Here is a 21786-nt window from a genome sequence, read left to right as displayed (position 1 = left end):
CTATGATCCCTTTCAATGCACCACCGGTAGTAGGAACGGAAATTGACTACATGCAGTCGGCAATGGGCAGCGGGAAATTATGCGGCGACGGCGGTTTTACCCGCCGCTGCCAGCAGTGGATGGAGCAGCGTTTTCACAGCGCCAAAGTCCTGCTGACGCCTTCATGCACCGCATCGCTGGAGATGGCCGCGCTGCTGCTGGATATCCAGCCCGGCGATGAAGTGATCATGCCGAGCTACACCTTCGTCTCCACCGCCAACGCCTTTGTGCTGCGCGGGGCGAAGATTGTCTTCGTTGATATCCGCCCGGATACGATGAACATCGATGAAACGCGGATTGAAGCGGCGATCACCGATAAAACGCGTGTGATTGTGCCGGTGCATTACGCGGGCGTCGCCTGCGAAATGGATACCATCATGGCGATCGCGCAAAAACATAAGCTGTTCGTGGTGGAAGATGCCGCTCAGGGCGTAATGTCGACCTACAAAGGGCGGGCATTAGGCACCATCGGCCATATTGGCTGCTTTAGTTTCCACGAAACCAAAAACTACACTGCGGGCGGTGAAGGCGGCGCGACGCTGATTAACGATCGCGCGCTGGTTGAACGCGCCGAAGTGATTCGTGAAAAGGGTACCAACCGCAGCCAGTTTTTCCGCGGGCAGGTCGACAAGTACACCTGGCGCGATATCGGCTCCAGCTATTTGATGGCCGATTTGCAGGCCGCCTACCTGTGGGCGCAGCTGGAGTCAGCCGAGCGTATTAACCAGCAGCGGCTGGCCTTGTGGCAAACCTACTATGATGCGCTCTCCCCGCTGGCAAAAACCGGGCGCATTGAGCTGCCCTCGGTTCCGGCAGAGTGCAGCCACAACGCGCACATGTTTTACATTAAGCTGCGCGATGAAACGGATCGCAGCAAACTGATCGCCTTTCTGAAGGAAGCAGAGATTATGGCGGTGTTCCACTATATTCCGCTGCATGCCTCGCCGGCCGGTGAGAAGTTCGGCACGTTTCACGGCGAAGACCGCTATACCACGCAAGAGAGTGAGCGGTTGCTTCGCCTGCCGCTCTTCTACAACCTGGCGTCGGTCAATCAGCGGACGGTGATCAGCACGCTTCTGAGCTACTTCAGCTGATATGTCGCTGGCAAAAGCATCGCTCTGGACTGCCGCAAGCACGCTGGTCAAAATCGGCGCAGGCCTGCTGGTGGTCAAACTGCTGGCGATGGCGTTTGGGCCATCCGGCGTCGGACAGGCGGGTAACTTTCGCCAGCTGATTACCGTGCTTGGCGTGCTGGCTGGCGCGGGGATTTTTAATGGCGTCACTAAGTTTGTGGCGCAGTCTCATGACGATCCCGCGCGTCTGCGCGTGGTTGTTGGCACCTCATCGGCGATGGTGCTCGGTTTCTCAACCCTGCTGGCGCTGCTGTTCCTGCTCGCCGCTGCGCCCATCAGCCAGGGGCTGTTTGGTCATACCCACTATCAGGGACTTGTGCGTTTAGTCGCGCTGGTGCAGATGGGCATCGCCTGGGCCAACCTGCTACTTGCAGTGCTGAGGGGGTTCCGCGATGCGGCAGGAAATGCGCTGTCGCTGATTATCGGTAGCCTCATTGGCGTGCTGGCCTGGTATCTCTGTTATCGCATCGGCGGCTATCAGGGTGCGCTGTTGGGGCTAGCGCTGGTGCCCGCGCTGGTGGTGATCCCGGCGATGGCGATGTTGCTGAGACGTAAAGCGATACCGTTGCGTTTCTTTACGCCGCAGTGGGATCGTGTTTTGGCCGGCCAACTGGGTAAATTTACCCTGATGGCACTCATCACCTCGTTTACGATGCCGCTGGCTTACGTGATGATGCGAAACCAGCTTGCTGCTCATTACAGCTGGGATGACGTGGGGATCTGGCAGGGTGTAAGCACCATCTCGGATGCTTACCTGCAGTTTATTACCGCCTCGTTTAGCGTCTATCTGTTACCGACATTGTCGCGGCTGGTGACGAAGCAGGAGATCTCGCGTGAAATCGGCAGGTCATTGCGCTTCGTTCTGCCTGCCGTTGCGGCGGTAAGCCTCGGCGTCTGGCTGCTGCGCGATGTGGCAATTTGGCTGCTCTTTTCCGAGAAGTTTATCGCCATGCGCGATCTCTTCGCCTGGCAGCTGGTCGGGGATGTATTGAAAGTGGGGGCTTACGTCTTTGGCTATTTAGTCATCGCGAAGGCTTCGCTGCGATTCTATATACTGGCTGAGATAAGCCAGTTTGCGCTGCTGACGCTCTTCGCGCGCTGGCTTATCCCGGCGCACGGCGCTGCGGGCGCGGCGCAGGCCTACATGGCTACCTACATTATCTATTTCGCTGTTTGTTGCGGCGTTTTTTTGATTTGGCGTAAAAAGGCATGACTGCACTGATTCACATACTGGGATCGGATATCCCTCACCATAACCAAACTGTGCTGCGCTTCTTTAATGACCATCTCGCGGCATCGGGAGAGTATGCCCGCGAGTTTATGGTTGTCGGGCGCGATGAGTCGCAGCGGGCGCTCTATCCTGCGCTGACGCTGCATTTTTATCCCGACAAAAAGACGCTGGCAAAGGCGGTAATTGCCCAGGCGAAAGCGCAACGTCAGCAGCGCTTCTTCTTCCACGGTCAGTTTAATTTCGATCTCTGGCTGGCGTTGTTGCAAGGGGCTATCAAGCGCGAGCAATTTTACTGGCACGCCTGGGGCGCCGATCTGTATGAGGTCTCCCGCAGCCTGAAATTCCGGCTCTTCTATCCGCTGCGCCGTTTAGCGCAGCGTCGCGTAGGCCGTATCTTCGCGACCCGCGGCGATCTGGCGTGGTTTGCCGAACGTAACCCTAAAGTGCCCGGTGAATTGCTCTACTTCCCAACGCGTATGGATCCGGCGCTGAACAATATGGCGGATGAGCGCCCGCAGACGGGCAAGCTGACGATTCTGGTCGGCAACTCCGGCGATGCCAGCAATGAGCATATTGCCGCCCTGCAGGCGATCCACCGTCAGTTTGGCGATACGGTCAATATCATTGTGCCGATGGGCTACCCGGCGAATAACGACGCTTATATCGCGTCGGTGCGCCACGCCGGGCTGGCGCTTTTTAGCGCTGACAACCTGCGCATCCTCGATGAGAAAATGGATTTTGATGCCTATCTCGGGCTGCTCGCACAGTGCGATCTGGGCTATTTCATTTTTGCCCGCCAGCAGGGGATTGGCACGATGTGTCTGCTGATCCAGGCGGGTGTACCTTGTGTGCTGAACCGTGAAAACCCCTTCTGGCGCGATATGGTGGCGGAAGGCATTCCCGTCCTCTTTACCGGCGATGCGCTGGATGAGGCGGTGATTCATGAGGCCCGCCGCCAGCTATTAGCGGTGGATAAAAACGCCATCGCCTTTTTCAGCCCGAATTACGAAACGCTGTGGCACAAAGCGCTCCTTAACGCTGCGGGGATCAACGGATGAGCCCACTCGAATTTTGCGGACTGTTTGTTATCTGGCTGTTGGCGACGCTGTTTATTGGCACGCTCACCTGGTTCGAATTTCGCCGCGTACGTTTTAACTTTAACGTCTTCTTCTCGCTGCTCTTTTTGCTGACCTTCTTCTTTGGTTTTCCGCTGACCAGCGTGCTGGTGTTCCGCTTCAACGTTGGCGTTGCACCACCCGATATCCTGATGCAGACGCTGCTGGCGGCGACCTGCTTCTATGGCATCTACTATGTGACCTATAAAACGCGGCTGCGCACCTCGTCGTCGCTGACGCCGCGGCGTCCGCTCTTTACCATTAACCGGGTAGAGGCGCATCTGACGTGGGTGATCCTGATGGCCATCGCGCTGGTGAGCGTCGGTATCTTCTTTATGCACAACGGGTTTCTACTCTTCCGTCTGCACTCCTATAGCCAGATTTTCTCCAGCGAAGTCTCCGGCGTAGCGCTGAAGCGCTTCTTCTATTTCTTTATTCCGGCGATGCTGGTGGTCTACTTCCTGCGGCAGAATGCCCAGACCTGGCTCTTCTTTTTGGTCAGCACCGTGGCGTTTGGCCTGCTGACCTACATGATTGTTGGCGGTACGCGCGCCAATATCATCATTGCCTTCGCCATCTTCCTGTTTATCGGCATTATTCGCGGCTGGATCTCGTTGTGGATGCTGGCGGCGGCGGGTGTGCTCGGCATTGTTGGCATGTTCTGGCTGGCGCTAAAACGCTACGGGCTGGATGTGCGCGGCGATGAAGCGTTTTACACCTTCCTCTACCTGACGCGCGATACCTTCTCGCCGTGGGAAAACCTCGCTCTGCTGCTGCAAAACTACGACAAGATTGAGTTCCAGGGGCTGGCCCCGATTGTGCGCGACTTCTACGTCTTTATCCCTACCTGGCTGTGGCCATCGCGCCCGGGTATTGTGCTTAACACCGCGAACTACTTTACCTGGGAAGTGCTGAATAACCACTCAGGGCTGGCGATTTCACCGACGCTGATTGGCTCATTAGTGGTGATGGGCGGTGCGTGGTTTATTCCGCTGGGTGCGGCAGCGGTGGGGCTGATCATCAAATGGTTCGACTGGGTGTATAACCTGGGCAACCGGGAAACAAACCGCTACAAGGCGGCGATCCTGCACAGCTTCTGCTTTGGGGCGATCTTCAACATGATTGTGCTGGCGCGTGAAGGGCTGGATGCATTCGCCTCTCGTGTGGTCTTTTTCCTCGCCGTGTTCGCTTTCTGCCTGCTGGCGGCGAAACTGTTGTACTGGCTATTCGATAGCGCCGGGTTGATACAGCGTCGCGGTACGCGCGCGGTCAAACCGCTCTCCCAGTTGTAAAAAGGATCAAACATGACGGACAAGACGGCGGCACCGCTGTATGACCTGCGCGGCCTGAAGTTGATTGGCTGGCGCGATATGCCCCACGCGCTGGATCATCTCTTCGCTGACGGGCGCGTGAAGCAGGGTACGCTGGTAGCGATTAATGCCGAAAAGATGCTGACGCTGGAAGATGATGCCGAGGTTCGCGCCCTGATTGAGGCGGCGGAGTTTAAATATGCTGATGGCATCAGCGTCGTGCGCTCGATACGCAAAAAGTTTCCGCAGGCGCAGGTCTCCCGCGTGGCGGGTGCCGATTTGTGGGAAGCGTTAATGGCAAGGGCAGGGGAGACGGGTACGCCGGTGTTCCTCGTGGGCGGTAAGCCGGACGTGCTGGCGCAAACCGTGCAGAAACTGCGTGACCAGTGGCAGGTGAATGTTGTCGGTTGCCAGGATGGCTACTTCAAACCCGAGCAGCGCGAGGCGCTGTTTGCGGCTATCCGCGACAGCGGGGCGAAGATCGTCACCGTGGCGATGGGCTCGCCGCGGCAGGAGATTTTTATGCGTGACTGCCGCCTCGTTTACCCGGATGCGCTCTATATGGGCGTTGGCGGAACCTACGATGTCTTTACCGGACATGTTAAGCGTGCGCCTAAATTCTGGCAGAACCTCGGCCTTGAGTGGCTATACCGCCTGTTATCGCAGCCTTCACGGCTGAAGCGCCAGCTCCGTCTGCTGCGCTATTTACGCTGGCACTACAGCGGAAAACTCTGAACCCCTCCGGCGGCGCAATGCGCTGCCTTTTCTCCTCTGGCTGCTCTTTTATTGTGCGCCACCAGGATTTTTTATACACATCGTTTGCCATTTCCGTCGATTTAAGAAACCATTCGCTCTCTCACTGCAGCGCCGCGCTCATTTTGCGTCCTCCCTCTCGCGGGGCGGAGCAGCATGGCCTGTTAGGGGATGAGGGAAACTCATAACAATAACCCGCGACGCGGGCGAAGCATGAAGCAAATACAACAGAGGATTTATGGCCGAAAAACAACCCGAACTTCAGCGTGGGCTGGAGTCTCGTCACATTGAATTAATTGCCCTTGGCGGCACCATCGGCGTTGGCCTGTTTATGGGCGCTGCCAGCACCCTGAAGTGGGCTGGCCCGTCAGTTCTGCTGGCCTATATTATTGCCGGACTTTTCGTCTTCTTTATTATGCGTTCGATGGGCGAAATGCTCTTCCTCGAGCCGGTCGCCGGATCGTTCGCGGTCTACGCTCATCGTTACATGAGCCCCTTCTTTGGTTATCTCACCGCCTGGTCCTACTGGTTTATGTGGATGGCGGTGGGGATTTCGGAAATCACCGCCATTGGCGTCTATGTCCAGTTTTGGTTCCCGGATCTCGCCCAGTGGATACCGGCACTGATTGCCGTTGGGCTGGTGGCGCTGGCGAACCTCGCGGCGGTGCGCCTGTATGGCGAGATTGAGTTCTGGTTTGCGATGATCAAAGTCACCACCATCATTGTGATGATCATCGTGGGGCTGGGTGTGATTTTCTTCGGCTTTGGCAATGGCGGTCACTCCATCGGCTTTAGCAATCTCACCGAGCACGGCGGCTTCTTCGCTGGCGGCTGGAAAGGGTTCCTCACCGCGCTCTGTATTGTTGTCGCCTCGTATCAGGGCGTTGAGCTGATCGGTATTACCGCGGGTGAAGCGAAAAACCCGCAGGTGACGCTGCGCAGTGCCGTAAGCAAGGTGCTGTGGCGCATCCTGATTTTCTATGTCGGCGCAATCTTCGTTATCGTCACCATCTTCCCGTGGAATGAAATTGGTACCAACGGTAGCCCGTTCGTACTGACCTTCGCGAAAATCGGTATTACCGCAGCGGCAGGCATCATTAACTTTGTTGTGCTGACGGCGGCGCTCTCCGGTTGTAACAGCGGGATGTACAGCTGTGGCCGCATGCTCTATGCGCTGGCGAAGAACCGCCAGTTACCGGCAGCGGTTGCCAAAGTTTCTAAAAACGGCGTGCCGGCGGTAGGCGTGACTATCTCGATTATCATCCTGCTGATCGGTTCGTGCCTGAACTACATCATTCCTAACCCGCAGCGCGTGTTTGTCTATGTCTATAGCGCCAGCGTGCTGCCGGGCATGGTGCCGTGGTTCGTGATCCTGATTAGCCAGCTGCGTTTTCGTAAGGTTCACAAAGAGGCGATTGCCAGCCACCCGTTCCGCTCGATGCTGTTCCCGTGGGCGAACTGGCTCACTATGGCCTTCCTGGTATGCGTGCTTATTGGCATGGGATTCAATGAAGATACCCGTATGTCGCTGTTTGTCGGCGTGATCTTCCTGGCTGCCGTAACGCTGGTATATAAGCTATTTGGCTTCGATCGCCGTGCGGCAACGCCTCGGGTGGGTGAATAAGAGACAAAGTGCGCAAAGCATAACCAAACGCGCATTTTTCTTCAAAAAAGCACTAGACAGCTGCCCCTGAAGTCCGTACTATCCACCCCCGCAACGGCGCTACGCGCCCGTAGCTCAGCTGGATAGAGCGCTGCCCTCCGGAGGCAGAGGTCTCAGGTTCGAATCCTGTCGGGCGCGCCATTTTAACCCGGCGCTTGAGCTGCGGTGGTTCGTGAATTATCACGATACCGCGTGAACAGATTTACAGTGGTGGCTATAGCTCAGTTGGTAGAGCCCTGGATTGTGATTCCAGTTGTCGTGGGTTCGAGTCCCATTAGCCACCCCATTATTTAGCAGTAAAAAGTTTCGTGGCGATGCGAAGGTGGCGGAATTGGTAGACGCGCTAGCTTCAGGTGTTAGTGTCCTTACGGACGTGGGGGTTCAAGTCCCCCCCCTCGCACCACAACTTTGATTGAACAAAAAAGTCAAAAAGCAGTAAAAACGGCGAGTAGCGCAGCTTGGTAGCGCAACTGGTTTGGGACCAGTGGGTCGGAGGTTCGAATCCTCTCTCGCCGACCAATTTTGAACCCCGCGTAAGCGGGGTTTTTTGTTTTCTGCGGTTCAGGTTTTCCTCATTTTCTCCCTGTTGCTCTTCAGCGACATTCTTATCAGGCGCTGTCGCCTATCAGCTACACGTAAACTGTTGTCTGGAATAGCTTTACCTAAAAGCGCGTAGAAATGTCGTCCCACAGCGACACATTGTCTCTATAGAGATGCACAGGAAGAGCGCTCTCTGCCCACCAGCAGCCTGAATATAGAGGTTTCTTAAAAGGTTGCGCGATATAACGTTTATTAATGCAGGGTTGGCACGCTATGTGCAATAATACAGGGGTAGATGCTCATTCCATCTCTTATGTTCGCCTTCTGGCCTCATAAACTCAGGAATGACGCAGAGCCGTTTTATGGTGCTTATCGTCCACCGAGAGATGTCGCTTCGGCCTCATCAAACACCATGGGCATAACGTTGAGTGAAGCACCCATTAGTTGTCAAAGACCTGTTTTAACGCCTGTCAGTGTATGCTGACAGGCGTTTTTTTATGGCGGGACAAATGAAGCTTCGCGCGACAGAGCAGCTCTGTAACGCGAAGAGAAGGGCTAAGCAGGTGGGTTGTTTTGCAGCGTTAACAGCAGGCCATCGCGACGCATTGTTGCGGCCTCTTCAGGCTGACGCAGGCGGTCGAGACAGTCTGCGAGCCAGGCGTAGTCAAACGCATCCGGGCGCTGTTTCAGCGCAGCGCGGAATGCAATCGTCGCTTCTTGCCACTCACCATGTTTCATCAGCGACTGACCGAGCGTGCTCCACAACAGCGGGCGATCGCCCTGCGTTTTGATCTGCTGGCGCAGCACTTTTTCAACCTGTTCCGGGTTATTGGTCTTCAGGCGCGGGATCACCAGCACCAGACGATCGTCATACTGCCGCTTCAGGCCGTCGAGGATGATCTCCTGCGCGGTGTCGTGATCGTCACACTCAATTAAGTGCTCCGCCATCGCCACCTGCAGCGCCACCTGGTGACGCGTTTTGCGGCTCTGATTCTTCCACCAGCCCTTCAGGCCATCGCTGCCCTGATCGGCGCGAGCCTGATCCATAATGCCGATCCACGCCTGCTGTTGCAGCATGTCACGGTGCTCTTCATCGCCAACGTTGGCTTTTGCCATTGAAGGGATGATGTCGATCAGTGACGTCCAGGCACCGGTGCGAATATAGGCCTGTTCCGCCAGACGCAGCACTTCCGGATGGCGCGGCGCAATCTCCAGCAGTTTATCGACGCCGTGACGCGCAGCATGGTTCTCATTGCGCGCCAGTTGCAGACGAACGCGGGTGATCTCTACCGGAATCGGGTCATTCTCTGCCAGCTCGGCGGCACGCTGAAGATGCTGATTAGCGCGCATTTCATCGCCGCGTTGCTGGGCGGCTTCCGCTGCCAGCAGATAGTTAACCAGCGGTTGTTCCGCGTGATCGGCATTTTTCGACATCAGCTTCTCAACCTGCTGATAATCGCCTTCCGCCAGCTTCAGCAACGCCTGTTCTGTCTGTTTGCGTGCGCGACGGCGCTTACGGCCCATAAACCAGCCGCGAGTATGCGCACCGGTACGGAAGATCCGACGCAGCAGCCACTCCAGCGCAAAGAAGACCACCAGCGTCAGCACCAGCATGATCGCCAGCCCCGTGACGCTGGTTTCAATGTTGTAGTTATCGGTCTGGATCAGCACATAACCCTGATGCCCGGCGAGCATCGGGCCAAGCACGATCCCGGCGAGAAGCAGTGCAAAGAGCAATAATACTTTCAGCATGATTATTCTCCCTGCGCTGCATCGGCGGGCGCGGATGGTGCCTGTTCAGACGGCACAGCGGGCTGCGCGAGCAGATTACGCACGCGGGTCTGCATCAATTTTTCCAGAATAGGCTGGCTCTGGAGCGATTCAGGCAGCTCCATGGCGATAGATTGCTGGCCGAGCTTATCCACCTCTTCGAGGAACGCTTTGGTGGCCGCATCGTCCGTATCGTAGTAGGCGCGAACCCACGTCGACACATTATCCAGCGCCTGTTTATAGGTCTCTTCCTGATGACGCGGAACGGCCTGCGCCGCAACCAGCAGGCGCGAGCGGATGTTCTCGCGCAGATAGACATCCTGATTCGGCGCTAACAGCGGCACGGCGGTCTCATCGCGGCGGCGAATGGTAATAAAGCTGTCCATAAAGTTGCGCCAGCTTTTTTGCAGGTTAACGCGCCACTCGCTGATGGAGCTTGAGAGCTCGCCGCTGTCAGAATCCATAGGCGAATCATCGTCGTTATTGTCGGCGAGTCGCAGATTGTCGATCTGGTTGGATAGCTGGTTCAGCTTAAGAATGGCCCCGTCATAATCGACCTGCGTCACGGAGGAGAGGCTTGCGATATCGTCGGTGATGGCGCGGCGCGCAGTAATCAGGCTCGGATCGTTCATATCCGCAAGGCTTGCGTCAGCGCTTTTCAGCAGCGCGGCCGCGGTGGTGACATCCTGATCGCTCCACAGCTTACGGCCCGCCAGTTTGACGAGAAAATCGGCCTGCGCCAGCTGCCAGGTTTTGGCATCGGAGCCGGAAATGGTCGCGACTTTTTGCTGAACCTCATCAAGCTGCTTCGCCAGCGCTTCGCTCTGGCGTTTTTCTGCCGCCAGCGCATCAGCCTGCTGCTTGATTACCCCTTCCAGCTCGCTACGCTGCTTATCCTGCGTCTGTTGCAGCGCGATCAGCTGGTCGGCGATTTCGCCATTGCTGGTTTGCAGGGTTTTATTTTGATGCTTCACCCAGCCATAAAGCCCGGCGCCCGATGCCAGCGCAATAGCGATGGCGATCGCGCTTAGCGCGAGGCTGGTCCTGTTAGCGCGTCTCTTCTTCTCTGCTTTCTCCGGCGGCGGCGTTACGCCGTCAGCCGCTTTGGTCTCTTCAACCACGGCGGAGGAGTTTTCGTGTTCCGTCATTATGGCTTCCCATTATGAGAGTTATTGTAATGCGCGAAGCAGCGCATCGTTGTCGGCATTGTCAGCGACCTGAATCTCTTGCCAGCCCAGTTCCCGGGCAAGGTTCGCCAGACGTTCGCTTACCACCACCAGGCGGCAGCGAAGTAACCAGTTCTCCCGATACCAGGGAGGAATAAGTGAAAAAAGTTGCTGCAGCATTTCGCCGCTGGTGACCACCAGCGTTGAGACACCCCGCGTATGCCAGCGCATCGCTTCTTCTGCACCGTCATAAAATTTTGCACTGCGTTGATAACACTCGCAAAATTCAACATATGCGCCGCGCTCAGTCAACGTTTCCGCCAACAGCTCGCGTCCGCCGTTGCCCCGTAAGATTAGCGCATGCTTGCCCTGAACATCTTGCAATTCAGGTAATTGTAGCAACACTTCGCTGATTTCCCGGTCATGAGGGTAGCGCACATCGATGCCGCTTACCGTATGCAGCGCGAGCGCGGTGGTGCGTCCGATGGCAAACCAGGCCGGTTCCGTTGGAAAAGTGAGACCAGCCTGCTGCAAATGGGCATGCGCGAAGGAGACAGCGTGCTGTGACAGGACAAACGCGAGGTCATTCGCGCCGAGCCTTGCGAGCCGATCAGGTAATAAAGGCAGCTCACGACCCGGCGTGAATTCAATCAACGGAAAACTCCAGGCCACCAAACCCAGTGTGCGCAGTCGGCTCACTAACTCTTCCCCGGAGGGAGAGGGACGGGTGACCAGGATACTCATGCGGGGGCTTCTCCGTTGTAAATATCAGCAAGAATGGCGCGCGCGCCGTTATCCAGCAGCTCTTCGGCCAGCGAGATGCCCATCTTTACTGCATCTTCCGGTTGGCCGCGGCGCTCGCCGCGTATCATCGTCGAACCATCCGGCGCGCCAACCAGCCCGCGTAACCAGAGCTCGCCGTTAATCAGTTCAGCATAGCTGCCGATTGGTACCTGGCAGCCGCCTTCAAGACGGGTGTTCATCGCCCGCTCGGCTTTAACGCGGATCGCGGTCTCATCATGATTCAGCGGTTGCAGCAACGCGCGGGTACGCGCATCGTCAAGCCGGCACTCAACGCCTACCGCGCCCTGGCCTACGGCCGGGAGTGAGATTTCCGGCGGCAGCGCCCAGCGTACGCGATCGCTAAGACCCAGGCGGTTAAGACCGGCGACGGCGAGGATAATCGCATCGTATTCGCCGTTATCGAGCTTGCTCAGGCGGGTGCCAACGTTGCCGCGCAGCGAGCGGATCACCAGATCGGGGCGCAGCGCAGCCAGCTGACACTGGCGACGTAAACTGGAGGTGCCGACAATACTGCCTGCGGGCAGTTCATCCAGCGCTTTATAGCGGTTAGAGACAAAGGCGTCGCGCGGATCGTCGCGTTCGCAAATCGTCACCAGACCCAGTCCATCGGGAAAATCGACCGGGACATCTTTCATTGAGTGCACGGCGATGTCGGCGTGGTTGTCGAGCAGTGCCCGTTCAAGCTCTTTGACGAACAGACCTTTGCCGCCCACTTTCGCCAGCGGCGTATCGAGGATCACATCGCCGCGTGTGACCATCGGCACCAGCTCAACGGCTAACCCCGGGTGGCTCGCTTCAAGGCGCGCTTTTACATAATGTGCCTGCCAGAGAGCAAGCGGGCTTTGCCGTGTGGCAATTCTTAAAACATTGTCTACCATGCTTGATACCGTCAATTTCGTCCGTTGACCATCCTAACACTGTTGCATTAGGGTGTCAGTGTTCACGGTCGATTGCGGGTCTCACGCCGCGCAACAGGCGCAGCGGGGGATGTAATTCGGAATTTACAGAGTGCGTTTAATGCTAAACTGGTTTGTAGCGCATCTTTCTTTACGGTCAATGAGCAAGGTGTTAGATTGATCACGTTTTAGACCATTTTTTCGTCTGTCCTCCCATAACGATAACGGCGAAAAAAGGGCAACGGCTACTTTTGGATTTTCTGTCTACGCACCCCTTTTCAAGCTGCGGCCTACAAAACATCAGCATGAAGGTGTGTATAAAACATCAGGCGATATGTCTTGTACCTCTATATTGAGACGCTGAAACAGCGACTGGATGCCATTAATCAACTGCGTGTGGATCGCGCGCTTGCTGCCATGGGCCCTGCTTTTCAGCAGGTTTACAGTCTGCTGCCGACATTACTGCACTATCACCATCCGCTGATGCCTGGCTACCTTGACGGTAACGTTCCCAATGGCATTTGCCTCTACACGCCTGATGAAAACCAACTCCACTACCTGAACGAACTTGAACTGAACCGTGGCCTGCCTGCGCAGGATGCGCCGACCGGCGAACTGCCGATCACCGGCGTCTACTCCATGGGCAGCACCTCTTCGGTTGGGCAAAGCTGCTCTTCCGATCTTGATATCTGGGTCTGCCACCAATCCTGGCTCGATAACGACGAGCGCCAGCTGTTACAGCGTAAATGCAGCCTGCTGGAGAGCTGGGCGGCCTCCCTTGGCGTGGAAGTGAGCTTCTTCCTGATTGATGAGAACCGCTTCCGCCATAATGAAAGCGGCAGCCTCGGCGGCGAAGATTGCGGCTCCACGCAGCACATTTTACTGCTCGATGAGTTCTACCGCACCGCCGTGCGCCTGGCAGGTAAACGTATTCTGTGGAATATGGTGCCGGGCGACGAAGAGGAAAATTACGACGATTACGTCATGACGCTCTACGCGCAGGGCGTTCTGACCCCGAACGAGTGGCTCGATCTGGGCGGCTTAAGCTCGCTCTCAGCGGAAGAGTATTTCGGTGCCAGCCTGTGGCAGCTCTATAAGAGTATCGACTCGCCCTATAAAGCGGTGCTGAAAACCCTGCTGCTCGAAGCCTACTCCTGGGAATATCCGAATACCCGCCTGCTGGCGAAAGATATCAAACAGCGCCTGCACGACGGCGAGATCGTCTCATTTGGTCTCGATCACTACTGCATGATGCTTGAGCGCGTCACGCATTATCTGGAAGCGATTGAGGATCCGACGCGTCTTGACCTGGTGCGTCGATGTTTCTACTTAAAAGTGTGTGAAAAGCTGAGCCGCGAACGCGCCTGCGTCGGCTGGCGTCGCGAAGTGATCACGCAGTTAGTAAAAGAGTGGGGATGGGACGAAGCGCGCCTCGCAATGCTCGATAACCGCGCCAACTGGAAAATCGATCAGGTGCGCGAAGCGCATAATGAGCTGCTTGATGCGATGATGCAGAGCTACCGCAACCTGATCCGCTTTGCCCGCCGTAATAACCTGAGCGTCTCCGCCAGCCCGCAGGATATCGGTGTTTTAACCCGTAAACTCTACGCGGCGTTTGAAGCGCTGCCGGGCAAAGTGACGCTGGTGAACCCGCAGATTTCACCGGATCTCTCCGAACCGAACTTAACCTTTATTCATGTGCCGCCGGGCCGCGCCAACCGTACCGGTTGGTATCTCTACAACCGTGCGCCGAATATGGACTCCATCGTCAGCCATCAGCCGCTGGAGTATAACCGTTACCTGAATAAGCTGGTCGCCTGGGCATGGTTTAACGGCCTGCTGACGTCGCGTACGCGCCTGTTTATTAAGGGCAACGGCATTGTCGATCTGCCGAAGCTGCAGGAGATGGTTGCCGATGTCTCGCACCACTTCCCGCTGCGCCTGCCTGCGCCGACGCCGAAAGCGCTCTACAGCCCGTGCGAAATCCGTCATCTGGCGATTATCGTCAACCTGGAGTACGACCCGACAGCGGCGTTCCGTAACCAGGTGGTGCACTTTGATTTCCGCAAGCTTGATGTTTTCAGCTTTGGCGAGCAGCAAAACTGCCTGGTGGGCAGCGTCGATCTGCTCTATCGCAACTCGTGGAACGAAGTGCGTACGCTGCACTTCAACGGCGAGCAGGCGATGATTGAAGCGCTGAAAACCATCCTCGGCAAAATGCACCAGGATGCCGCGCCGCCGGACAGCGTCGAAGTCTTCTGTTACAGCCAGCATCTGCGCGGCCTGATCCGCACCCGCGTGCAGCAGCTGGTCTCTGAATGTATCGAACTGCGCCTTTCGACGACACGTCACGAAACCGGTCGCTTTAAAGCGCTGCGCGTGGCGGGGCAAACCTGGGGCCTGTTCTTTGAACGCGTGAACGTTTCGGTGCAGAAGCTGGAAAACGCCATTGAGTTTTACGGCGCTATCTCTCATAACAAGCTGCATGGTTTGTCGGTGCAGGTGGAGACCAACCACGTCGAATTACCGGCGGTGGTGGATGGCTTTGCCAGCGAAGGGATTATTCAGTTCTTCTTTGAAGAGGCCGGGGAAGAGGGCTTTAACATCTATATTCTGGATGAGAGCAACCGCGCCGAAGTGTATCACCACTGTGAAGGCAGCAAAGAGGAGCTGGTGCGCGACGTAAGCCGCTTCTTCTCCTCATCCCATGATCGTTTTACCTACGGCTCAAGCTTTATCAACTTTAACCTGCCGCAGTTCTACCAGATTGTGAATGTTGAAGGGCGCGCGCAGGTGATCCCGTTCCGCAACCAGGCGATCAGCACCGCATCGCCAGCCAATCAGGATAACGCCGCACCGCTGTTGCAGCAGTACTTCTCCTGATATTGCTGCCCGGTCTCCCGGGCAGTGCGTCTTAGCGGAAAGTAACGCTTTCGCCCGCTTGCTGGCTTGCCGCCTGTTCCAGCAGATCCCAGAAGGTTTCGCCGCTGCGATCGCAGACCCACTCATCCCCTTTGAGATTGAAATGGTAACCGCCCTGTTTTGTCGCCAGCCACACCTGGTGCAGCGGCTCCTGGCGGTTGATGATGATCTTACTGCCGTTTTCAAAGCTGAGGGTTAATACGCCGCCGTTGATTTCACAGTCGATATCGCTATCACCGTCCCACTCATCCAGGCGTTCTTCGATGGTAAGCCACAGGCCGTCGGCGAGGCGATGAAATTCTGAATCGTTCATTCTGCTTTCCTGTTTTTTATGATGGCCGCAGTATAACGCGAAACATTTCCCGTTGCCCTAAACGTGCAAACTCTTGCTTTTGTGTCTTCTCCTGCGATGATAGAGCGCAGTAAGAATCAACTCACAGGCAACGATAATGAAAGATCTGTTTCGCACGCTGGCCGTAGTGCTGACTCTGTTCAGCCTGACGGGCTGTGGTCTGAAAGGGCCGCTCTACTTCCCTCCGGCCGATAAAACCGCGCCGCCGCCAACCAAAAAGCAAGAGAGCACGATCCAGCCTACTATCCCGAATAGTAACGATCGGGGTGATACCGGCTCGCCGACCCAGGTGAATTATTGACGTTACCGCTCTGTACCCGCGTAAATGGAGTAGATAATGCAGTTCTCAAAGATGCATGGCCTTGGCAACGATTTTATGGTCGTCGACGCGGTGACGCAGAACCTCTTTTTCTCCCCGGAGTTGATCCGTCGTCTGGCGGATCGCCATCTTGGCGTAGGCTTCGATCAGCTGCTGGTGGTTGAGCCTCCTTACGATCCTGAGCTCGATTTTCACTACCGTATTTTTAACGCTGACGGCAGCGAAGTGTCGCAGTGCGGCAACGGCGCGCGCTGTTTCGCCCGTTTTGTGCGTCTGAAAGGTTTGACCAATAAACGTGACATTCGCGTCAGTACAGCGAACGGGCGTATGGTATTGAGCGTAACGGAAGATGAGCTGGTGCGCGTCAATATGGGCGAACCGAACTTCGAACCGTCGCAGGTGCCGTTTCGCGCGAACAAAGCTGAGAAGACCTATATTATGCGCGCGGCGGAACAAACCGTGCTCTGCGGCGTCGTATCGATGGGCAACCCGCACTGTGTTATCCAGGTCGATAGCGTGGAAAACGCGCCGGTAGAGACGCTGGGACCGGTGCTGGAGAGCCATGAGCGCTTTCCTGAACGCGCCAATATCGGCTTTATGCAGGTCGTCAAAACCGATCATATCCGCCTGCGCGTTTTCGAGCGCGGCGCAGGTGAAACGCAGGCGTGCGGAAGCGGTGCCTGCGCAGCCGTTGCCGTCGGCATTCAGCAAGGCTTGCTGGCGGAAAGCGTTCGTGTGGAGTTACCAGGCGGTCGACTTGATATCGCCTGGAAAGGCCCGGGCCAACCGCTGTACATGACTGGCCCGGCGGCACATGTCTATGACGGGTTTATTCATCTATGAAGCAACCAGGGGAAGAATTGCAGGAGACGCTGACGGAGCTGGAAGATCAGACCGTTGCCGACTATTTGGTGCGCCATCCTGACTTCTTTATCCGTAACGCGCGGCTGGTGGAACAGATGCGCGTGCCGCATGCGGTGCGCGACACGGTTTCTCTGGTGGAGTGGCATATGGCGCGCTCGCGCAACCACATCAACGTGCTGGAAGAGAACATGACGCTGCTGATGGAGCAGGCTAGCGCCAATGAAGGGCTCTTTTACCGCCTGTTGCGCCTGCAAAGTCGGCTGGCTTCCGCGCCAAGCCTTGATGAGATGCTGAACCGTCTGCATCGCTGGGCGCGCGATTTAGGGCTGGCGGGCGCGACGGTGCGCCTCTTTCCGGATCGCTGGCGTCTCGGCGCGCCGTCGCGCTACACCCATCTCTCCCTCTCTCGCCAGGCGTTTGAGCCGCTGCGCATCCAGCGCCTTGGTCACCAGCATCACTATCTGGGATCGCTCAACGGGCCGGAGCTGTTGCTGCTGTTGCCGGAAGCGAAAGCCATCGGTTCAGTGGCGATGTCGCTGATGGGGCAAGATGGCTCGCTCGGCGTGGTGCTGTTCAGCAGCCGCGATCCGCACCATTATCAACATGGCCAGGGCACTCAGCTGCTGGAGGAGATCGCGCAGATGCTGCCGGATCTGCTTGAGCGCTGGATCGCACGCGCATGACCGCTTCGCCGCTCTCCCCGCTCGTTACCCGCTTTTTGCGTTACCTCGGCGTTGAGCGCCAGCTCAGCCCGATCACCCTGCGCAACTACCAGCGCCAGCTGGACGCCATTATGGCGATGGCAGACGATCTTCGCCTCAAAAGCTGGCAACAGTGCGATGCTGCCACGGTGCGCTCGATTGCCACCCGTAGCCGCCGCAAAGGGCTGGGCGCGGCGAGTCTCGCGCTACGGCTCTCCGCCCTGCGCAGTTTCTTTGACTGGCTGGTGAGCCAGGGCGAGCTGCCCGCTAACCCGGCGAAAGGGATCTCCGCGCCGAAAGCCGCGCGCCATCTGCCGAAAAATATCGATGTCGATGATGTAAACCGCCTGCTGGAGATCGACATTAACGATCCGCTGGCGGTGCGCGACCGCGCGATGCTGGAAGTGATGTACGGTGCGGGCCTGCGTCTGTCGGAACTGGTCAATCTCGATATCAAACATCTCGATCTGGAGAGCGGCGAAGTGTGGGTTCTCGGCAAAGGCAGCAAAGAGCGCCGCGTGCCGATAGGCCGCAATGCGGTGAGCTGGGTTGAGCACTGGCTCGATCTGCGCGAGCTGTTTGGCGCGCAGGACGATGCGCTGTTCCTCTCAAAGCTCGGCAAGCGCATCTCGGCGCGCAATGTGCAGAAACGGTTTGCTGAATGGGGCATTAAGCAGGGGCTGAACAGCCATGTGCATCCGCATAAACTGCGCCACTCTTTTGCCACTCATATGCTGGAGTCGAGCGGCGATCTGCGCGGCGTGCAGGAGCTGCTCGGCCACGCCAATTTGTCCACCACCCAGATCTATACCCATCTTGATTTTCAACACCTTGCTTCGGTCTACGATGCGGCGCATCCGCGCGCAAAACGGGGGAAATAATGCGTTTTTACCGCCCACCAGGCGAGATCTCGGCGATCACTTTCGACCTGGACGACACCCTTTATGACAACCGGCTGGTGATCCAGCGTACAGAGCAGGAGTCGCTGGCCTTTTTGCAGGGCTACCACCCGGCGCTCAGCACGCTGGAGAATAGCGAATTTAAGCACCTGCGCCAGGCACTGCGCGAAACCGAACCGGATATCTACCACGATGTCACCGAGTGGCGGCGACGCGCCGTTGAGCGCGCCATGCTTGAAGCCGGGCTGACGGCAGAAGAGGCCGCGGCCGGTGCCGAAGCCGCCATGGCCAACTTTGCGCAGTGGCGCAGCCGCATTGATGTCCCGGACGAGACCCACGACACGCTGGCAAAGCTGGCAAAAAAGTGGCCGCTGGTGGCGATCACCAATGGCAATGCACAGCCGGAGCTGTTCGGGCTCGGCGACTATTTCAAATTTGTTCTGCGCGCCGGGCCGGACGGGCGATCCAAACCCTTCAGCGATATGTATCATCGCGCCGCTGAGCGTCTTGGCGTGCCCATTGGCAACATTTTGCACGTTGGCGACGATCTCACCACCGACGTTGCGGGCGCGATCCGCTGCGGCATGCAGGCCTGCTGGATCAAACCCGAGGGCGCAGATCTGCTGCAAGCCAGCGACAGCCGCCTGTTGCCGCATATGGAAATTTCGCGGTTGGCATCCCTCACTACGCTGATATAATCACCCATTGTTCTGTATAAAATACCAGGGTTTTGGTGGCGGGCGCGGCGCGAAGGCGTCCACGCAAACCAGGCCCTGGTACGCGAAGCGCCACCGGCGTTTTGTTCAATTCCTGATGACTACGCGACGGTACCTATGGACGTTTCTTATCTGCTCGACAGCCTCAATGACAAACAGCGCGACGCCGTAGCGGCGACACGCAGCAATATGCTGGTGCTGGCGGGAGCGGGAAGCGGCAAGACGCGCGTGCTGGTGCACCGTATCGCATGGCTGATGACCGTGGAGAACTGCTCACCCTTCTCGATTATGGCGGTCACCTTTACCAACAAAGCGGCGGCGGAGATGCGCCACCGTATCGGCCAATTGATGGGCACCACTCAGGGCGGCATGTGGGTCGGCACCTTCCACGGGCTGGCGCACCGCCTGCTGCGCGCGCACCATATGGACGCGAAGCTGCCGCAGGATTTCCAGATCCTCGATAGCGAAGATCAGCTGCGCCTGCTCAAACGCCTGATCAAAGCGATGAACCTTGATGAGAAGCAGTGGCCGGCGCGCCAGGCGATGTACTACATCAACGGTCAGAAAGATGAGGGTATCCGCCCGCACCATATTCAAAGCTTCGGCAATCCGGTGGAGCAGACCTGGCAGAAGGTTTACCAGGCCTATCAGGAGGCGTGCGATCGCGCCGGGCTGGTCGATTTTGCTGAACTGCTGCTGCGCGCCCACGAGCTGTGGCTGAACAAACCGCATATTCTGCAGCACTATCGCGAACGCTTTACCAATATCCTGGTCGATGAGTTCCAGGATACCAACAACATTCAGTATGCGTGGATCCGCTTGCTAGCGGGCGATACCGGCAAGGTGATGATCGTCGGCGATGATGACCAGTCGATCTACGGCTGGCGCGGCGCGCAGGTGGAGAACATCCAGCGCTTCCTCACCGATTTTCCCGGTGCGCAAACCATTCGCCTTGAGCAGAACTACCGCTCCACCAGCAATATTCTGAGCGCCGCTAACGCCCTGATTGAGAACAACAACGGGCGTCTGGGGAAAAAGCTGTGGACGGAAGGGAGCGACGGCGAGCCGATCTCCCTTTACTGCGCGTTTAACGAACTGGATGAGGCGCGTTTTGTCGTCAATCGTATCAAAGCCTGGCAGGACAACGGCGGCCAGCTGACGCAGTGCGCCATTCTCTATCGCAGCAACGCCCAGTCGCGCGTGCTGGAAGAGGCGTTACTGCAGGCAAGCATGCCCTACCGCATCTATGGCGGCATGCGCTTCTTCGAGCGCCAGGAGATCAAAGATGCGCTTGCCTATCTGCGCCTGATAGCCAACCGTAACGATGATGCCGCGTACGAGCGCGTGGTCAATACGCCGACGCGCGGCATCGGCGATCGCACCCTTGATGTTGTTCGTCAGACCTCCCGCGAGCGCCAGCTGACGCTGTGGCAAGCAACCCGCGAACTGCTGCAAGAGAAAGCGCTGGCAGGACGCGCGGCGGGTGCGTTGCAGCGTTTTCTTGAGCTAATCGACGCACTGGCACAAGAGACGGCAGATATGCCGCTGCATGTGCAAACCGACCGGGTGATCAGCGATTCCGGCCTGCGCGCGATGTATGAGCAGGAGAAGGGCGAGAAAGGCCAGACGCGTATCGAGAACTTAGAGGAGCTGGTCACCGCAACGCGGCAGTTCAGCTACAACGAAGAAGATGAAGATTTAATGCCGCTGCAGGCGTTCCTCTCCCACGCGGCGCTGGAAGCGGGCGAAGGACAGGCGGATACCTGGCAGGACGCGGTGCAGTTAATGACCATGCACTCGGCGAAGGGGCTTGAGTTCCCGCAGGTGTTCATTGTCGGCATGGAAGAGGGGATGTTCCCGAGCCAGATGTCCCTTGATGAGGGCGGCCGTCTGGAAGAGGAGCGCCGTCTGGCCTATGTTGGCGTCACGCGCGCGATGAAAAAGCTGACCTTAACCTATGCGGAAACGCGTCGGCTGTATGGTAAAGAGGTTTATCACCGCCCTTCGCGCTTTATCGGCGAGCTGCCGGAAGAGTGCGTTGAAGAGGTGCGCTTGCGCGCCAGCATCAGCCGCCCTGTCAGCCATCAGCGGATGGGCACGCCGGTAGCACAGAGCGATACGGGCTATAAGCTTGGTCAGCGCGTGCGCCACGCCAAATTTGGCGAAGGCACGGTGGTGAATATGGAAGGCAGCGGCGAGCACAGCCGCTTGCAGGTGGCGTTCCAGGGGCAGGGCATTAAGTGGTTAGTCGCCGCCTATGCGAAGCTTGAAACCGTGTAACCTTCAGAAAAATATCATCATTTTGTAATATTCTGCTAGCCTTATACGCTAAAGGGCAAATATTGCTCTTTAGCGTTTCGTTGCGTGTTGACGCCTTCTGAGTGCTGGCGTAACATGCGCGCACGATCACGCTAAGAGGACATTCGCCTTGGACACACCCAGTAGATGCTGGCTCAATTTCCTGGATTTCAGGAACAACTCCTAAGGCTTTCTCCTCACGCTGATGGCCTTAGTGGTTGTCGGCGACCCGCTTTATCCCCCGTCGCGCTGAGTCAGACTGTTTAATGGTCTGAAACCCCAATTGTTTCTTGTG

Annotated in this window: 18 protein-coding genes and 4 tRNA genes; 17 read left to right on the top strand and 5 right to left on the bottom strand. The window is 57.2% G+C overall.

Annotation, left to right across the window (positions count from 1 at the left end):
- Nucleotides 1–2: 2 nt before the first annotated feature.
- From rffA to N7V53_RS21450, 10 genes are all read left to right on the top strand, one after another.
- Nucleotides 3–1133, top strand: a complete 1131-nt coding sequence (gene rffA / locus N7V53_RS21495; protein ID WP_279794875.1) for a dTDP-4-amino-4,6-dideoxygalactose transaminase — start codon at nucleotides 3–5, stop codon at nucleotides 1131–1133.
- Nucleotide 1134: 1 nt separating this feature from the next.
- The gene (gene wzxE, locus N7V53_RS21490; protein WP_124970863.1) at nucleotides 1135–2385 is read left to right on the top strand and encodes a lipid III flippase WzxE; all 1251 of its coding nucleotides are present in this window, start codon (nucleotides 1135–1137) and stop codon (nucleotides 2383–2385) included.
- Entirely contained in the window at nucleotides 2382–3461 is a 1080-nt protein-coding gene (locus N7V53_RS21485; protein WP_279794873.1) for a TDP-N-acetylfucosamine:lipid II N-acetylfucosaminyltransferase, read from the top strand. Before wzxE ends, N7V53_RS21485 begins: the two co-directional genes overlap by 4 nt.
- Complete coding sequence (wzyE, locus tag N7V53_RS21480) at nucleotides 3458–4810, top strand: ECA oligosaccharide polymerase (protein ID WP_124970857.1); 1353 nt, start codon at nucleotides 3458–3460, stop codon at nucleotides 4808–4810. The genes N7V53_RS21485 and wzyE overlap by 4 nt, the downstream gene beginning before the upstream one ends.
- Nucleotides 4811–4822: 12 nt before the next feature.
- On the top strand, nucleotides 4823–5563 hold the full coding sequence (wecG, locus tag N7V53_RS21475) for a lipopolysaccharide N-acetylmannosaminouronosyltransferase (protein ID WP_023479560.1): 741 nt from the start codon (nucleotides 4823–4825) through the stop codon (nucleotides 5561–5563).
- 256 nt (nucleotides 5564–5819) lie between these two features.
- The gene (locus N7V53_RS21470; RefSeq protein WP_023479594.1) at nucleotides 5820–7205 is read left to right on the top strand and encodes an amino acid permease; all 1386 of its coding nucleotides are present in this window, start codon (nucleotides 5820–5822) and stop codon (nucleotides 7203–7205) included.
- A gap of 103 nt (nucleotides 7206–7308) precedes the next feature.
- Nucleotides 7309–7385, top strand: a tRNA-Arg gene (locus N7V53_RS21465).
- Nucleotides 7386–7454: 69 nt separating this feature from the next.
- Nucleotides 7455–7530, top strand: a tRNA-His gene (locus N7V53_RS21460).
- 30 nt (nucleotides 7531–7560) lie between these two features.
- Nucleotides 7561–7647: transfer RNA gene (locus tag N7V53_RS21455), tRNA-Leu, on the top strand.
- 39 nt (nucleotides 7648–7686) lie between these two features.
- Nucleotides 7687–7763 (top strand) — tRNA-Pro (locus N7V53_RS21450).
- A 576-nt stretch (nucleotides 7764–8339) separates the two neighbouring features.
- On the opposite strand, the gene hemY is transcribed toward N7V53_RS21450, so the two are convergent.
- Genes hemY through hemC form a run of 4 tightly spaced genes read right to left on the bottom strand, consistent with a single transcriptional unit; the run spans nucleotide 8340 to nucleotide 12402 of the window.
- A complete protein-coding gene (gene hemY, locus N7V53_RS21445) occupies nucleotides 8340–9536 on the bottom strand; it encodes a protoheme IX biogenesis protein HemY (RefSeq protein ID WP_023479581.1) in 1197 nt (398 codons plus the stop codon).
- Nucleotides 9537–9538: 2 nt separating this feature from the next.
- Nucleotides 9539–10702: a uroporphyrinogen-III C-methyltransferase gene (hemX, locus tag N7V53_RS21440; protein WP_279794869.1), complete on the bottom strand. Its 1164-nt coding sequence runs from the start codon at nucleotides 10700–10702 to the stop codon at nucleotides 9539–9541.
- 21 nt (nucleotides 10703–10723) lie between these two features.
- Nucleotides 10724–11464, bottom strand: coding sequence for a uroporphyrinogen-III synthase (hemD, locus tag N7V53_RS21435; protein ID WP_279794868.1), 741 nt, complete (start codon nucleotides 11462–11464; stop codon nucleotides 10724–10726).
- On the bottom strand, nucleotides 11461–12402 hold the full coding sequence (gene hemC / locus N7V53_RS21430) for a hydroxymethylbilane synthase (RefSeq protein ID WP_034812856.1): 942 nt from the start codon (nucleotides 12400–12402) through the stop codon (nucleotides 11461–11463). The genes hemD and hemC overlap by 4 nt, the downstream gene beginning before the upstream one ends.
- Nucleotides 12403–12759: 357 nt before the next feature.
- Here hemC and cyaA point away from each other — a divergent pair, with 357 nt between their 5' ends.
- Nucleotides 12760–15303 (top strand): class I adenylate cyclase, encoded by a 2544-nt coding sequence (gene cyaA / locus N7V53_RS21425; RefSeq protein ID WP_023479540.1) that lies wholly within the window; start codon nucleotides 12760–12762, stop codon nucleotides 15301–15303.
- 31 nt (nucleotides 15304–15334) lie between these two features.
- Here cyaA and cyaY read toward each other — a convergent pair whose 3' ends face one another.
- On the bottom strand, nucleotides 15335–15655 hold the full coding sequence (gene cyaY / locus N7V53_RS21420; protein WP_023479612.1) for an iron donor protein CyaY: 321 nt from the start codon (nucleotides 15653–15655) through the stop codon (nucleotides 15335–15337).
- A gap of 136 nt (nucleotides 15656–15791) precedes the next feature.
- Here cyaY and N7V53_RS21415 point away from each other — a divergent pair, with 136 nt between their 5' ends.
- The 6 genes from N7V53_RS21415 (at nucleotide 15792) to uvrD (ending at nucleotide 21473) form a co-directional block, all read left to right on the top strand.
- Complete coding sequence (locus N7V53_RS21415; protein ID WP_023479542.1) at nucleotides 15792–15995, top strand: lipoprotein; 204 nt, start codon at nucleotides 15792–15794, stop codon at nucleotides 15993–15995.
- A gap of 36 nt (nucleotides 15996–16031) precedes the next feature.
- The gene (dapF, locus tag N7V53_RS21410) at nucleotides 16032–16856 is read left to right on the top strand and encodes a diaminopimelate epimerase (protein WP_023479551.1); all 825 of its coding nucleotides are present in this window, start codon (nucleotides 16032–16034) and stop codon (nucleotides 16854–16856) included.
- On the top strand, nucleotides 16853–17560 hold the full coding sequence (locus N7V53_RS21405; protein ID WP_187800550.1) for a DUF484 domain-containing protein: 708 nt from the start codon (nucleotides 16853–16855) through the stop codon (nucleotides 17558–17560). The genes dapF and N7V53_RS21405 overlap by 4 nt, the downstream gene beginning before the upstream one ends.
- On the top strand, nucleotides 17557–18459 hold the full coding sequence (gene xerC, locus N7V53_RS21400) for a tyrosine recombinase XerC (RefSeq protein ID WP_279794866.1): 903 nt from the start codon (nucleotides 17557–17559) through the stop codon (nucleotides 18457–18459). Before N7V53_RS21405 ends, xerC begins: the two co-directional genes overlap by 4 nt.
- Entirely contained in the window at nucleotides 18459–19175 is a 717-nt protein-coding gene (gene yigB, locus N7V53_RS21395) for a 5-amino-6-(5-phospho-D-ribitylamino)uracil phosphatase YigB (protein ID WP_279794865.1), read from the top strand. The genes xerC and yigB overlap by 1 nt, the downstream gene beginning before the upstream one ends.
- 135 nt (nucleotides 19176–19310) lie before the next feature.
- Nucleotides 19311–21473 (top strand): DNA helicase II, encoded by a 2163-nt coding sequence (gene uvrD, locus N7V53_RS21390; RefSeq protein ID WP_023479611.1) that lies wholly within the window; start codon nucleotides 19311–19313, stop codon nucleotides 21471–21473.
- Nucleotides 21474–21786 lie beyond the last annotated feature (313 nt).

Origin of the sequence: Kosakonia sp. HypNH10 (genome assembly GCF_029850615.1) — a bacterium.
GTDB lineage: Bacteria > Pseudomonadota > Gammaproteobacteria > Enterobacterales > Enterobacteriaceae > Kosakonia > Kosakonia cowanii.
The sequence above is the reverse complement of the archived record's forward strand: the minus strand, read 5'-3'. Positions and strand labels throughout refer to the sequence as shown.

Bases quoted from the DNA above. Each gene is read 5' to 3' on its own strand.
- rffA (WP_279794875.1), top strand. From the start codon at position 3: ATGATCCCTTTCAATGCACCACCGGTAGTAGGAACGGAAATTGACTAC.
- wzxE (WP_124970863.1), top strand. From the start codon at position 1,135: ATGTCGCTGGCAAAAGCATCGCTCTGGACTGCCGCAAGCACGCTGGTC.
- N7V53_RS21485 (WP_279794873.1), top strand. From the start codon at position 2,382: ATGACTGCACTGATTCACATACTGGGATCGGATATCCCTCACCATAAC.
- wzyE (WP_124970857.1), top strand. From the start codon at position 3,458: ATGAGCCCACTCGAATTTTGCGGACTGTTTGTTATCTGGCTGTTGGCG.
- wecG (WP_023479560.1), top strand. From the start codon at position 4,823: ATGACGGACAAGACGGCGGCACCGCTGTATGACCTGCGCGGCCTGAAG.
- N7V53_RS21470 (WP_023479594.1), top strand. From the start codon at position 5,820: ATGGCCGAAAAACAACCCGAACTTCAGCGTGGGCTGGAGTCTCGTCAC.
- hemY (WP_023479581.1), bottom strand. From the start codon at position 9,536: ATGCTGAAAGTATTATTGCTCTTTGCACTGCTTCTCGCCGGGATCGTG.
- hemX (WP_279794869.1), bottom strand. From the start codon at position 10,702: ATGACGGAACACGAAAACTCCTCCGCCGTGGTTGAAGAGACCAAAGCG.
- hemD (WP_279794868.1), bottom strand. From the start codon at position 11,464: ATGAGTATCCTGGTCACCCGTCCCTCTCCCTCCGGGGAAGAGTTAGTG.
- hemC (WP_034812856.1), bottom strand. From the start codon at position 12,402: ATGGTAGACAATGTTTTAAGAATTGCCACACGGCAAAGCCCGCTTGCT.
- cyaY (WP_023479612.1), bottom strand. From the start codon at position 15,655: ATGAACGATTCAGAATTTCATCGCCTCGCCGACGGCCTGTGGCTTACC.
- N7V53_RS21415 (WP_023479542.1), top strand. From the start codon at position 15,792: ATGAAAGATCTGTTTCGCACGCTGGCCGTAGTGCTGACTCTGTTCAGC.
- dapF (WP_023479551.1), top strand. From the start codon at position 16,032: ATGCAGTTCTCAAAGATGCATGGCCTTGGCAACGATTTTATGGTCGTC.
- N7V53_RS21405 (WP_187800550.1), top strand. From the start codon at position 16,853: ATGAAGCAACCAGGGGAAGAATTGCAGGAGACGCTGACGGAGCTGGAA.
- xerC (WP_279794866.1), top strand. From the start codon at position 17,557: ATGACCGCTTCGCCGCTCTCCCCGCTCGTTACCCGCTTTTTGCGTTAC.
- yigB (WP_279794865.1), top strand. From the start codon at position 18,459: ATGCGTTTTTACCGCCCACCAGGCGAGATCTCGGCGATCACTTTCGAC.
- uvrD (WP_023479611.1), top strand. From the start codon at position 19,311: ATGGACGTTTCTTATCTGCTCGACAGCCTCAATGACAAACAGCGCGAC.